At 57.5% G+C, this 13,171-nt stretch carries 13 protein-coding genes; 8 read left to right on the forward strand and 5 right to left on the reverse strand.

Annotated features, from left to right (window positions below; translation table 11 throughout):
- Nucleotides 1-88: 88 nt before the first annotated feature.
- From bglX to ACLRGG_RS15490, 3 genes are all read left to right on the forward strand, one after another.
- Entirely contained in the window at nucleotides 89-2,386 is a 2,298-nt protein-coding gene (gene bglX, locus ACLRGG_RS15480; protein ID WP_416250607.1) for a beta-glucosidase BglX, read from the forward strand.
- 99 nt (nucleotides 2,387-2,485) lie between these two features.
- Nucleotides 2,486-3,355, forward strand: a complete 870-nt coding sequence (locus ACLRGG_RS15485) for an oxygenase MpaB family protein (RefSeq protein ID WP_416250608.1) — start codon at nucleotides 2,486-2,488, stop codon at nucleotides 3,353-3,355.
- Nucleotides 3,356-3,474: 119 nt separating this feature from the next.
- Nucleotides 3,475-4,584, forward strand: coding sequence for a suppressor of fused domain protein (locus tag ACLRGG_RS15490; RefSeq protein ID WP_416250609.1), 1,110 nt, complete (start codon nucleotides 3,475-3,477; stop codon nucleotides 4,582-4,584).
- Nucleotides 4,585-5,144: 560 nt separating this feature from the next.
- Here the strand turns inward: ACLRGG_RS15490 and ACLRGG_RS15495 are convergent.
- Nucleotides 5,145-5,318: a hypothetical protein gene (locus ACLRGG_RS15495; protein WP_416250610.1), complete on the reverse strand. Its 174-nt coding sequence runs from the start codon at nucleotides 5,316-5,318 to the stop codon at nucleotides 5,145-5,147.
- A gap of 56 nt (nucleotides 5,319-5,374) precedes the next feature.
- On the reverse strand, nucleotides 5,375-5,674 hold the full coding sequence (locus ACLRGG_RS15500) for a TM2 domain-containing protein (RefSeq protein ID WP_416250611.1): 300 nt from the start codon (nucleotides 5,672-5,674) through the stop codon (nucleotides 5,375-5,377).
- Between the two features lie 447 nt (nucleotides 5,675-6,121).
- On the opposite strand from ACLRGG_RS15500, the gene idi reads away from it, so the two are divergent.
- Nucleotides 6,122-6,664 carry an isopentenyl-diphosphate Delta-isomerase gene (gene idi, locus ACLRGG_RS15505; RefSeq protein ID WP_416250612.1) on the forward strand — a complete coding sequence of 181 codons (543 nt, stop codon included), beginning with the start codon at nucleotides 6,122-6,124 and terminating at the stop codon, nucleotides 6,662-6,664.
- Between the two features lie 55 nt (nucleotides 6,665-6,719).
- On the opposite strand, the gene ACLRGG_RS15510 is transcribed toward idi, so the two are convergent.
- A complete protein-coding gene (locus ACLRGG_RS15510; protein WP_416250613.1) occupies nucleotides 6,720-8,198 on the reverse strand; it encodes an MFS transporter in 1,479 nt (492 codons plus the stop codon).
- A gap of 216 nt (nucleotides 8,199-8,414) precedes the next feature.
- On the opposite strand from ACLRGG_RS15510, the gene osmF reads away from it, so the two are divergent.
- From osmF to ACLRGG_RS15530, 4 genes are read left to right on the forward strand one after another with little or no spacing between them, the layout of a single operon-like run.
- The gene (gene osmF / locus ACLRGG_RS15515) at nucleotides 8,415-9,344 is read left to right on the forward strand and encodes a glycine betaine ABC transporter substrate-binding protein OsmF (RefSeq protein WP_416250614.1); all 930 of its coding nucleotides are present in this window, start codon (nucleotides 8,415-8,417) and stop codon (nucleotides 9,342-9,344) included.
- Between the two features lie 11 nt (nucleotides 9,345-9,355).
- A complete protein-coding gene (locus tag ACLRGG_RS15520; protein ID WP_416250615.1) occupies nucleotides 9,356-10,543 on the forward strand; it encodes an ABC transporter permease in 1,188 nt (395 codons plus the stop codon).
- Nucleotides 10,540-11,472, forward strand: a complete 933-nt coding sequence (locus ACLRGG_RS15525) for an ABC transporter ATP-binding protein (protein WP_416250616.1) — start codon at nucleotides 10,540-10,542, stop codon at nucleotides 11,470-11,472. Before ACLRGG_RS15520 ends, ACLRGG_RS15525 begins: the two co-directional genes overlap by 4 nt.
- 1 nt (nucleotide 11,473) lies before the next feature.
- Entirely contained in the window at nucleotides 11,474-12,199 is a 726-nt protein-coding gene (locus ACLRGG_RS15530; protein ID WP_416250617.1) for an ABC transporter permease, read from the forward strand.
- On the opposite strand, the gene ACLRGG_RS15535 is transcribed toward ACLRGG_RS15530, so the two are convergent.
- Nucleotides 12,186-12,290 carry a protein YohO gene (locus ACLRGG_RS15535; RefSeq protein WP_073980957.1) on the reverse strand — a complete coding sequence of 35 codons (105 nt, stop codon included), beginning with the start codon at nucleotides 12,288-12,290 and terminating at the stop codon, nucleotides 12,186-12,188. The two genes, ACLRGG_RS15530 and ACLRGG_RS15535, sit on opposite strands and share 14 nt — an antisense overlap.
- 92 nt (nucleotides 12,291-12,382) lie before the next feature.
- Entirely contained in the window at nucleotides 12,383-13,114 is a 732-nt protein-coding gene (locus ACLRGG_RS15540) for a MerR family transcriptional regulator (RefSeq protein ID WP_416250618.1), read from the reverse strand.
- Nucleotides 13,115-13,171 lie beyond the last annotated feature (57 nt).

Here is a 13,171-nt window from a genome sequence, read left to right on the forward strand (position 1 = left end):
CTATCATCAACTTATGGCACACTGGCGTACCCGTGTCCTGTCGTGCAATCACTCACTGCTCCGCAGTTATTTGAGAGAAACCAACCTGATGAAATGGATGTGCTCTGTCAGCCTTGCTGCCGCCCTGGCGCTGCACCCGGCTTTTGCTGAGGAGCTTACGGCTCCCCATGCGTTGACGCCGCAAGCCCGCGATGCCTTCGTGACTAACCTGCTGAAAAAAATGACCCTCGATGAAAAAATTGGTCAGCTGCGACTGATTAGCGTCGGGCCGGATAATCCGAAAGAGGCTATCCGTGAGATGATCCAGCATGAGCAGGTGGGGGCAATTTTCAATACCGTGACCCGACAGGATATTCGCGCGATGCAGGACCAGGTGATGCAGCTCAGTCGCCTGAAAATCCCGCTCTTTTTTGCCTTTGACGTGGTGCACGGTCAGCGCACTGTCTTCCCTATCCCACTTGCTCTCGCGGCCAGCTGGGATCTGGCGGCGGTGGCTGACGTGGGGCGGATTTCCGCTTATGAAGCCGCAGATGATGGCCTGAACATGACCTGGGCGCCGATGGTCGACGTCACGCGCGAGCCGCGCTGGGGTCGGGTCTCCGAAGGGTTTGGGGAAGACACCTTCCTGACCTCAGCAATGGGGCGGGCCATGGTTAAATCCATGCAGGGTAAAAGCCCGGCGGATCGCTATTCGGTAATGACCAGCGTAAAACATTTTGCCGCCTATGGCGCTGTGGAAGGGGGCCGCGATTACAACACGGTCGATATGAGCCCGCAGCGTCTGGCGCAGGACTATCTGCCGCCTTATAAAGCTGCGCTGGATGCGGGCAGCGGGGGCGTGATGGTGGCGCTTAACTCGCTGAATGGCGTACCCGCTACAGCAGACGGCTGGCTGTTAAAAGATCTGCTGCGTAACGCGTGGAAGTTTAAAGGCATCACCATCAGCGACCACGGCGCGATCAAAGAGCTGATTAAGCATGGGGTCGCCAGCGATCCGGAAGACGCGGTGCGCATCGCCATTCAGTCTGGCGTCAATATGAGCATGAGCGATGAATATTACAGTAAGTATCTGCCGGGCCTGGTTAGACGCGGGGCGGTAAGTGAAAATGAAATCGACGACGCCGTCCGCCACGTGCTGAACGTCAAATATGATATGGGGCTGTTTAATAACCCATACAGCCATTTGGGACCGAAAGGGAGCGACCCTGCCGATACCAACGCCGAAAGCCGGTTGCACCGGGCAGAGGCGCGTGATGTGGCGCGTAAAAGCATTGTGCTGCTGAAAAACCGTCTGGATACGCTGCCGCTGAAAAAGTCCGGCACCCTGGCGCTGATTGGGCCGCTGGCCGACAGCCAGCGTGACATTATGGGGAGCTGGTCGGCGGCGGGCGTTGCCGCGCAGTCGGTAAGCGTGTTGCAGGGGCTGAAAAACGCCACCGCTGGCAAGGCGACGATACTGTATGCCAAAGGCGCTAACGTGACCGACAACAAAGGCATCCAGGATTTCCTTAATCTGTATGAAAAAGCGGTCACCGTCGACGCGCGCACCCCGCAGCAAATGCTGGATGAGGCGGTTGCCACCGCGAAGAAAGCGGATGTGGTTATTGCGGTGGTCGGAGAAGCCCAGGGTATGGCGCATGAAGCATCAAGCCGCAGCGACATTACTATTCCTCCCAGCCAGCTGGCGCTGATCGACGCGCTGAAAGCAACCGGTAAGCCGCTGGTGCTGGTACTGATGAATGGTCGGCCGCTGGCGCTGGTGAAGGAGAATATGCAGGCCGATGCGCTGCTGGAGACCTGGTTTAGCGGCACCGAGGGCGGAAATGCCATCGCCGACGTGCTTTTTGGCGACTACAATCCTTCTGGTAAGCTGCCGATGTCGTTTCCACGCTCGGTAGGTCAAATCCCGATTTACTATAATCACCTTAATACCGGACGCCCTTACGACGCCAACAAGCCGAATAAGTACACGTCGCATTACTACGATGCGGCTAACGGTCCGCTGTTTCCTTTCGGCTATGGTCTGAGCTACACCACCTTTACGGTGTCGCCAGTGGTGATGTCGGCGCCAACCCTGACGCATAACGGTACGGTGAACGCCAGCGTGACGGTAACCAACACCGGTAAGCGGGACGGCGCTACGGTGGTGCAGATGTATCTGCACGATGAAATTGCCAGCATCAGCAGACCGGTTAAAGAGCTGAAGGGCTTTAAGCGCATCATGCTGAAAGCAGGCGAATCACAACAGGTGACCTTCCCGATTGACGTGCAGGCGCTGAACTTCTGGAACGCGAAGATGCAGTACGCTGCCGAGCCGGGCAAATTTGGCGTGATGATCGGCCTGGACTCGGTTCGGACCCAGGATGCAGAGTTCACCTACCAATAATCTCTGCGGTTACCCTTGACATCACCCGGGGTAATGGTCGGGATAAGGGGCGAATTTTCGCCCCTTATTATTTTGACTTAGTATTAATCAGGAACTCCTATGCTTTCGGTTCGCGACAGGATCCAGCAGCAGGTTTTTCGCCTGAACGGGCTGGCGATGAATGAGTTTGATCTTTCTCAACCGGCTGGTGACCCGGGTCTTTACGGCCCGGACAGCGTAATATGGCGCGTTCACGGCGACTTCTCGTCGATGCTGTGCGGCGGCATATCAGCCCTGCTGATGCAGATGCTGCATCCGCTGGCGCTGGCAGGCGTCTGGGATCACTCCCGCTTCCGGGAAGACATGATGGGTCGCCTGCGGCGCACCAGCCAGTTTATTGCCGTAACCACTTTTGGGAACACCCAGGATGCCGCCACGCTGATTGAGCGGGTGAAGCGCATCCATCTCTGGGTGACCGGCGTGGACGCCGCGGGTACGCCCTACGCAGCCAGCGATCCGGCGCTGCTGACCTGGGTCCATGTGGCAGAAACCAGCCGCTTTCTCGCTGCCCACCTGCGCTATAAAAATCCGCAGCTGAGCCTGGCAGAGCAGGACCGTTACTATGCGGAAGCGGCGAGAGTCGCAGAAGCGCTGGGCGCGGAGGACGTGCCGAAAACGGCGGCAGCGGTAGAAGACTATCTGGCGCGTATGCGGCCCGAACTGCGCTGCGATGCGCGTACCCGCGAAGTGCTTGCTCTGCTGATGGATGCCCCTGCGCCCAGCTGGCAGGCAAAGCCGGCGATGCACGCAATGATGATGGCCGGTATTGAACTGCTTCCCGAGTGGGCGCAGCAGGCATTTGGCTTTCGCTTCTCGCCGCTGCGGCATCGGCTGATTCGTCAGCGCCTTGGCCTGCTGGCCGGGGTTCTGCGCTGGTGTATCCGTCGTGGGGCCTACCATCGGGCCATGCAGCGAATGGGACGTGACTAAGCGAGACATCAGGCGCTAAGGCCGATTTTGAGACTCTTCCTCTTGTCGCGACGTGGCGTAACAGGACATCCTGCTCTATTCTCCGGAAAAGGGATCCTTCCCACCATCGTCGAGGCTATATGACACCGTCGTACCTGATTGCTGAAGTGGCTAATCAGCAACAAACGCTGATCGCCAGGGTTGAACAGGATGAGCGCACGGCTTATTTCTACCTGTGGCCCGCCGAGCCTTTCCGCAGTCAGTTTGCCGTACGTGGCTGCTGGCTACGTAATCTTCTGCCCGCACCTGCCCGCGAAGACGTAGAGGCCATGGAGCAGGGCATCGCGCCACTGTTGAGCGCCGGCTTCTGCCGTACGCTGGAGGCGGAACCGGCTCTTGACCCGGCCGGTTTACACATCATCTGGGAGCCGTCCGATGACGGCGCGGCGCTCTGGTATCAGGGGCAGCTGCTGGCCGTGATACCCGGCTGGAGTTTGTATCAGAATAAGCAGGTGAGCTTTTCGGCCGGCTGCATCCGGGAAAACCGTCTGACCGCGCCGCTGGGGTCGGCATCGACCAATGCTAATTATGCTCAGGCTGAAAAAAACCGCCGTTTCTGGCGTGACTGGCATGACACACATCTGTGGGAGCCCATGCAGCGCGATCTGCTTAAGTGTTATGAATCCCACTACGGCGGATCCCTTAAGTATTATGCTATCGATCAGGGGAGCTGGCCGCCGATGGCCATTTCCCAGCACTATCATCAGGGGAGCTGGTTTTTCCTGACGCTGGGGATGAGCATTCGCCCGATGCCCTGGGTCGATTATCTGTATCAGGAGCTGGCTCCGCAGTATCGCCGCGCCGAGCTGGCGATGGCGATTGATGCCGAAGTGATGACCGAGGAGAATGCGGTGCAGATGGCCAGTGCGCTGGCAGGTTTTGTACATTTTCCCTGGGCACGGCTTAGCTGGCTGGGGGAGGGGCATACGCTGGAGTCGGCGGTCGCGCCGGTGGGTTTTGAAGGTTTTCTGCTGTCGGGTGAGCTGGGCCGTGAGGAGGGGCAGTTTGCCTTACCTAAGCGCGAGGATGATAAGGTTAATTTGCTATGGGCAACGCCGGTGACCACTGCCGAGCGTGAGTTTGCGCAGGCCGATGAGAATGGGGGGTATCAGCTGGTTGAGCGGCTGATGCAATCCGGTGCCGGTCATATTTTCCGGCCCCGCCAGCAAATTGTCGATCCAGAGAGTTAAGCACGGGCATTGCCTTGCGCGTTACTGGCTTAGTGCTATCACCTGGGGGTTGTGCCCGGTGCCTGGCGCTGCAAGGCTGGGGTAGTCGCCAACGTGTGGTGCCCGGTGCCAGCCTCCCTGCTGGCCCATCCGGGTCTTCCTCCCTGCGCTCAGCGCTGCGGATTGCCTGTCACAGGGCCCCACCCGCCGGCTTATTGCATTGTGCTGGCTGCGGTTAAGGGCGGTGTCGGAGATTCCAGGAAACGCTTTGCCAGATATGAATGCGTACAGGAAGTATGCAATTACCAAAATAGTTGGGATTTGAAGAAGCTCAGAAGACTGAGAGTGCACAGTTTATTGTGACGGGTATTTTCGTGGTGCAGATAAATGACCTGAATAGCGGCACCAAAAACTAAATCGAAAAGTGAGCCGAATCCTGCGCGCGAGTAAATCTTAACTGGGATAGGCTCGGAAACCTGCGGACAGATAAACGGTTTTACTCAAAGCAGCTCATCAGCCTGAGAGGGGGATAATCCCTGCGATTGACGGGCAATCCACAGCGCTGCGGCGCAGACGGAAGGTCAGGCGAGGGCAGCAGGGATGCTGCACTCAGGGTGCGGCGGGCAGGGATGCCCGCTCGCGACCGGGCCGTCCGGCCTGGAGTCGGAGCCAAAGGCACCCGGCAAAGCCTGTAGCTGTGACGCCCGGCAAACGCTGGGATTATCCACCGGCAGCGCATATAGTGCAGCCAGCACAACTACCCAGATATAATGCAATTCAGTACGGTTGATAATTATGTTGCCCTGACCCATCAGCCATATTTTTTGGCGAAATTCTCATCAGATGTGCAAAGGTAAATAATAAACTCAAAAAAGGCGATCAGCGCTGGAATGAACGTCCAGCAAAAAATCAGATAGAGAAACCCCTGCCCAATCCGGCCAAGATAAAACTTGTGAACGCCAAATCCGCCGAGGAAAAAGGCTAACAGTGCTGCTGCAATCCGGCTCTTTTCTCCCGTCACCGCACCCTGCGTCGCGCCACACTGTGGACAGGCTCTGGCAGAACTGTGAATTTCCTTACCGCAACCCCGGCAAAAAACCATCCCAGACATATAAACCTCCATTTAATAAATAAAAATTAACTTCCTCGTTATCGGCACCGGCTGGAAATTTCTTAATACCGACAAAACAAAAAAACCTTACGTATTTGGTCCCTGGAGCCATTCGCAGACAAGGAGCATTATTCTACTTATCCTGTCCGGCTAAATTATCGGCAGCCATCATATCAAAATGACAATCGATGCAAATACAAATATTGCGAGGCGCGATAAAAACTCTCCGGTACTACCCGTGAGTCTGGATGCGATCCTGCCAGTGGGATGACACCCGTGCTGCAATACTTTACGGTGATCGGACTCACCATCCGCTCTCTTGCGAGCGACGTCTCTACCCGCGCAATCCTGTTAAAGTTGCGTAACCTTTCTCATTTCGCACGAATTTTACGTTATCAGGATAAAAAGATGTGCCACACTAACTGGGAATTATCTTAAGGAGGGTGAATGTCTGCAATCGAAGTGATACTGGTCGATCGTCACGATCGCCCTACGGGCCGCATGGAAAAGCTGGAGGTTCATGAAAAGGGATTGCTGCACCGCGCAGTAACCATCTATATCTTCAACTCGCGGCATCAGCTGCTGCTACAGCAGCGCGCCAGTGGGAAATACCACTGCGGCGGGCTGTGGAGTAACACCACCTGCGGTCATCCTTATCCGGAAGAAGCAACCCGGCACGCCGCCGAGCGACGCCTGCGCGAAGAGATGGGTATGCGGCTTTCGCTGGAACCGGTATTTGAACTGAGTTACAACCTGCCGCTCAGTAACGGCCTGACCGAACACGAGTACGGTCACGTTTTTTTCGCGATTAGCGATGAGCTGCCGCAGCTGAATGCCGACGAAGCAGAAGATTACCGCTATATCTCACTGGGCGAGCTGGAAACTGAGATGGTGCAGCATCCCGAACGCTTTACGCCGTGGTTTCTGCACACCTTTTCCCGTATTCCCGCCCAGTTTCAGCAGTTCAGCCAAAAACAGATGGTCGGATAATATTCCGCCACGCCGCTTCTGTTGCCGGGCCAGCGCCAGTTCTCAGATGAACACATCACTGGCTGGCAGAAGTGAAATCCTCTGCATCCACATCATAGCCCGACGGCTCCCAGCGAACGATCAGTAACGCCAGCAGCCCCGCCAGCGGTGCCAGCGCAATAATCCAGAAGACGCGGGTGCTGAGGGCGGCGGCCAGCAGCGGGAACATAAACAGCGAAACCGTCGAGCTGGCGCGCATCAGCGTCTGGTTAAAACCAACGCCAACGCCGCGCAGCGAAGTGGGGTAGCTGAGTGAGGCGAAGGTCATGGTATGGGACCCCGGACCGACTCCCTGACCCAGCAGGAAAAGCGCCAGCATGGCAACAGAGAGGGCCGCCTCTGCGCCGCTGTCCGGCTTGCCCACCAGCGCCAGACCCACCAGCGCCACCAGCTGGAAACTGTAGCCCAGCACGGTCATCTTCCAGGCACCAAAGCGTGGGACCAGCCGTACGGCGAGCAGGCCGCCGGTAAAGGCAAAAAGCAAATTCAGCGCCAGTGACACCAGAATAGTGGTCAGCATTGACTGCGCCAGAAAGCTGGAGATAATCACCGGCAGGCCAAAGGCCACGGCGTTATACGCGAAAGCCGAGGCTACCGCAGTGACGGTGGCCAGAATCGTGCGGCGCAGGTAAACCCCCCTCAGCAGTTCACCGTAATTACGCCAGCTTGCCGCACGCACCGGCTTAACGGGCGGCCGTTCCGACGCTGCCGCCACCTGCGCGTTAATGCCCCAGGCATTGCGCAGGATCGCCGCCGCCCCTTGCAGATCGCCCTGATTGGCCGCCCATACGGGCGATTCGCTCATATACCGACTGCGAATAGCGATTATCAGCAGGGCAGGCACCGCGCCAAAGCCGAGAATAATACGCCATAGCCAGCCGGCATATTCAGCGGGCAACACCGCATAGAAAAACAGCACCAGTAGCCAGGAGATCGAGATCGCGGCGTACCAGGTGGGACACCACATGGCGATACTGGAGGCTTTATTCCCCCGCCCCTTTAGCTTCGAAAATTCGGCTAAAAAAGCCATCGCTACCGGTAAATCAATGCCGACACCCAGCCCCATTACAAAGCGCGCGCCCGCCAGTACATACTCGTTGGGGGCACATGCACAGGCGATGGCGGCGACCACAAAGAAGAACATATCGGCCATAAAGACGCGATAGCGCCCGATTTTATCGGTCAGATAGCCCCCTGCCAGCGCGCCGACAATGGCGCCGAAGGCAATCGCCGATGCCACCATTCCTGCGCCGCCCGGAGAGAGGCCAAACTCCCGCGTAATATCCTTCATACCGAAAGCCAGCGAGCCTAGATCATAGGCATCCAGAAAAACGCCGCCCAGCGCGATGCCAATAACAATGCGCGCATTGTTTCGCGAATGCGTACTGGTATTAATCAGCTGCGAAACATCGGATGCCTCGCGGATAATAACGGGCTCGCCCGTTGGGATATTCCCTGCCATGGCGACGTGCGCCGGGGTGGTTGAAAGCGTCATAATGTTGTGTTCAGTTTTATTAGAATAAGCGCTGAGAATACACGCGAGCGCTGCCGGGGGAAATACTTCATATCCTTAACCTTAGTGGCTTCAGTTAACAAAAACTCCCCGCCGGACAACAGCAGGGTGATGGCCCGCGCGGTTTTTTGCCGTCCGGCTTCACCCGTTAATTTATTAGGCTACGCTTGTTACTAACCTGACGAAAAGGAAAAGAAAATGGCAAAGGTAACCGCGCGCGGCGGCGTAATCACGCTGGCCGTTCTACTGGCACTGACCGGATCGGCGACGGCCGCCGATCCGGTGAGAGTGGGGTCGAAAATTGATACGGAAGGATCGCTGCTCGGCAATATTATCCTCCAGGTTCTGGATAATCACGGCGTAAAAACCATCAATAAGGTCCAGCTGGGTACCACGCAGGTCGTCCGTGGTGCCATAACGGCGGGCGAACTGGATATCTACCCGGAATACACCGGTAACGGCGCGTTCTTCTTTAATGACGAACAGGACCCGGCCTGGAAAAACGCGCAGGCGGGTTATGAAAAAGTAAAAAAACTGGATGAGGGAAAAAATCATCTGACCTGGCTTACCCCTTCACCGGCCAATAATACCTGGACCATTGCGGTCAGCGGCGATCTGGCGAAGAAAGGTCATCTGCAATCACTGGACGACCTGAGCGCCTGGCTGAAAAAGGGTGGCGAGTTCAAGCTGGCGGCCTCAGCCGAATTTATCGAGCGGCCCGATGCGCTTCCGGCCTTTCAGAAAGCCTATGGGTTCACGCTTAAGCAGGACCAGCTCCTGTCGCTGGCCGGAGGCGATACGGCGGTTACCGTGAAGGCCGCCGCGCAGCATACTTCTGGCGTTAACGCTGCGATGGCTTACGGCACTGACGGCCCGGTAGCCGCACTTGGCCTGCAAACGCTTAGCGATCCTAAGGGCGTGCAGCCAGTCTATGCACCGGCCCCGGTGATCCGTGATGCGGTACTGAAAAGCTATCCGGGCATCGCGGAGTGGCTAAAACCCGTCTTTGCTTCACTCGACGAAAAAACGCTGCAATCGCTTAATGCAAAAATCGCCGTTGAGGGGCAGGATGCAAAAAAAGTGGCTGCGGACTATCTGCAACAAAAGCAGCTGCTACAGGCTAAGTAAAGGCCGGTTTGATGGCCGGTTATCGCGGGGAAAATGTGCGCCTCACTGTTTATAATCGCGTATTGCTGATGCTGGGCCTACTGTTGGTCGCGGCGCTACTCCTGTTGCCGTTCCTTAACTACGCGCCCAATCGGCTGGTATCCGGTCAGCCTTTTGCCCTGTATCAGCTGATGCCCGGTGGCGGCGGGTGGTGGTGGCTGCCCGCGCTGTTACTGCTGCCGCTGCTGGCATTTCTGCCGCTCTCCCGACGCAATCTGCTGCTGACGTTGTTACTGAGCGAACTGCTGCTGGTGGGATTGATCGCGCTGGGAGGCGAACTGGCCGCCCGGCTCGCGCAGCAGGGCAGCCCGCTGGCTCGTAGCGCCTTCGGCAGCGGCTGCTGGCTGGCGCTGGGTCTTTGTCTGCTGGCTGCAGCGGATGCCGTGACCCGGCTGACGAAAAATCCTCTCTGGCGACTGCTGCTGAACGGACAACTCTGGATCCCGGTCATCGTTTTAATCCTGAGCGGACAGCTCGATCAGCTGGCGCTGCTAAAGGAGTACGCCAACCGGCATGAGGTCTTTAATGAGGCGCTTAGCCGCCATTTGCTGTTGCTGCTGGGTACGCTGCTGCCGACCCTGATTATAGGTATTCCGCTGGGCTGGCTCTGCTATCGAAAAAAATCGGCGCAGTCCCCGGTTTTCGCGGTTCTGAACATCATTCAGACCGTGCCCTCTATCGCTCTGTTCGCCCTGTTGATCGCCCCGCTGGCCGGCCTGGCAAAGGCCTTTCCGGCGCTTTCTGAAATAGGCATCAGCGGTATCGGCGTAGCGCCCGCGCTGATCGCGCTGGTACTGTATGCGCTGCTGCCGCTGGTGAGAAGCGTGGTAGCGGGTTTACAGCAGGTACCCCGTGAGGTGGTTGAAACCGCGCGTGGCATGGGCATGACCCCGGCACAGATTTTCTGGCATGCCGAAGTGCCGCTGGCGCTGCCGGTGCTGCTTTCCGGACTGCGGGTTATTTCGGTTCAGACCGTGGGCATGGCGGCGATTGCCGCGCTGATTGGGGCTGGTGGGTTTGGTGCCCTCATTTTTCAGGGCCTTCTCAGCAGCGCGCTGGAGTTGGTACTGCTGGGCGTCATTCCGGTCATTGCGCTGGCGGTGGTGGTTGATGCGCTGTTTAAATTTCTCCTTTCGCTGACCGAGGCAACGCGCCCATGATCCATTTTAACGGAGTGAGTAAATATTTTGCCGGCATACCGGCCGTCAGCGATCTGACGCTAAATATTGCCGACGGGGAATTTACGGTGCTGATTGGCACATCGGGGTCGGGGAAGTCCACCACCCTGAAGATGATTAACCGCCTGATTGAGCATGATGAGGGGTCGATCCTGTTTGCCGGAGAAGAGATCCGCCAGTTCAATCCTCAGGTGCTTCGTCGTCGTATGGGCTATGCCATTCAGTCAATAGGGCTGTTTCCTCACTGGACGGTGGAGAAGAACATCGCCACCGTGCCTTCGCTGCTGAACTGGCCGAAGGCGCGCATTACCGAACGGGTCAGCGAGCTGCTGGCGCTGCTGAATCTTGAGGATCATTTTCGTCACCGCTACCCTCATCAGCTTTCGGGCGGGCAGCAGCAGCGGGTAGGCGTAGCCCGCGCGCTGGCGGCCGATCCCGAAGTCCTGCTGATGGATGAGCCTTTCGGCGCGCTGGATCCGGTAACGCGAGCGGCGCTCCAGCAGGAGATCGCACGTATTCATCAGATCTCTGGCCGCACTATCGTGCTGGTGACGCACGATATTGATGAAGCCCTGGCGCTGGCGGACCGTCTGGTGCTTATGGACGCCGGTAAAGTGATTCAGCAGGGTACGCCGCTGGAGATGCTGACCCGCCCCAAAAACGCCTTCGTACAGGACTTTTTTGGCCGTAGTGAACTGGGCGTCAGACTACTGTCACTTGGCAACGCCGGATCGGCTGCGCGGCGGGGAGAGTGGCTGGATGAAGAGGCCATTCCCGAAAGTATGACCCTGCGCGAAGCGCTGTCGCAGTTCATCGCCCGACAGACCGACCGGCTGGCGGTAACGGACGCGCAGCATCAACCGCTTGGCGTGCTGCACTTTACCGATCTGTTACGGCAGAAGGGGGCTTAAGATGCGCTGGCTCCGCGATCCGCTATTATGGCTGATTCTGCTATTTGTGGCCCTGCTAATGGCTATGCCCCTGAGCGGTCCGCTGTTTGCCCGCGCCTTTCCGCAGCTGGAACGCCCCCTGTATCAGCAGGACAGTTTTGTTCAGCTGGCGCTATCGCATATCGGGCTGGTGGCCGTTTCCAGCTTTTTTGCCGTCATTATTGGTATGGGGGGCGGGGTACTGGTCACGCGCAGCGCCGGAAAGGAGTTCCGATCGCTGACTGAAACGCTGGTCGCGGCGGGTCAGACCTTTCCACCGGTGGCGGTGTTAGCCATTGCCGTGCCGGTGATGGGGTTTGGTGAAGCGCCGGCGATTATTGCGCTGCTGCTGTATGGCCTGCTGCCGATTTTGCAGGGGACGCTGGCCGGTATTGATGCGGTGCCTGCCAGCGCCAGGGAGATCGCCGAAGGCGTGGGCATGAGCGCATGGCAGATTTTATGTAAGGTGGAGTTGCCGCTGGCCGCACCGGTGATTCTGGCGGGGATCAGGACATCGGTGATTATCAATATTGGCACGGCGGCGATTGCCTCTACCGTGGGGGCGAAAACCCTGGGAACGCCGGTGATTATCGGATTAAGCGGATTTAACACGGCCTATGTTATCCAGGGCGCCTGCCTGGTCGCCCTGCTGGCCATCGTTACCGATCGGCTTTTCGAGCGGCTGATACGGCGTTTTAAGAACGGATAAGGATAGTGTAGCCAGTCAGCATCACGCCGCCAATGCCACCGAGGGCCATCATCAGGAAGATAATAATTACGCCAATTTTTTGCCAGTTCATGCCGGTGCCCGTTTGTTGAAGCGCTGAGGGCACGAGTATATCGCCTTTCCCACCCTCGCGTTAAGCCTTTGCTGGCTTTTTAACGACCTTCGCTAGTGTCCGATATGTGAGACGGTAAATCCCTGTTCCTGCCAGTGATTCATCATCTCCTGCTGTCGATGGGTTAGCGCTTTTCCGGTAAAAATAAAGATCTTCTGGCCTGGAAACAGCTCCGGGCGGGGCATTTCCAGCGGTTCGGCCATAACGTCCATCCGCCAGCCCTGCTGCGACAAACGCCATGCTTCAAGCCACAGCCGCGTACGGTCCTCCGTTCCCCAGCCCATCAGTAGTGCATCCTTACCCGCCTTTTTGCGCGAGCCGGTGAGGCAGAAAGCAACATAGTCGATTAACGCGCCGTCCAGCAGGCTGCACATGGCGCGGGCGGTATTTTGATCCAGTCCGAGCCGCTGCCGTATGGGCAGAAAAACGTTGTCGATCAGCGCATCCGCCGGATTTTCACGGCCAATGGCTGCGATCCTGTTCCTGATTTTAGCTGGCTTAACATGGCGAAGAACGGTCATCATCTCTTCTTTCAGGGTGGACCAGGCATCATCCACGCTGATATTTTCCCCCTCAAGCAGAGCCTTAACCTTGCCAACGGGCACACCGCTTCCCACCCAGCGCTTAATCTCTTCAATGCGCAGAATATCATCTTCATCAAACTGCCGGTGACCCCCTTCAGTCCGCTGCGGCTTCAGTAAGCCATAGCGGCGCTGCCAGGCACGAAGCGTTACGGGATTGATCCCACAGCGTTCGGCAACGTCACCAATACTGTACAATGCCATGCAATTCCTCTTATCTTTCTCTACTCACCCTAACCGTAGCGGACTCTCCCCGGCTGT

It is taken from the genome of Erwinia sp. PPS120 (assembly GCF_047918655.1).
Classification (GTDB): Bacteria; Pseudomonadota; Gammaproteobacteria; order Enterobacterales; family Enterobacteriaceae; genus Erwinia; species Erwinia tasmaniensis_A.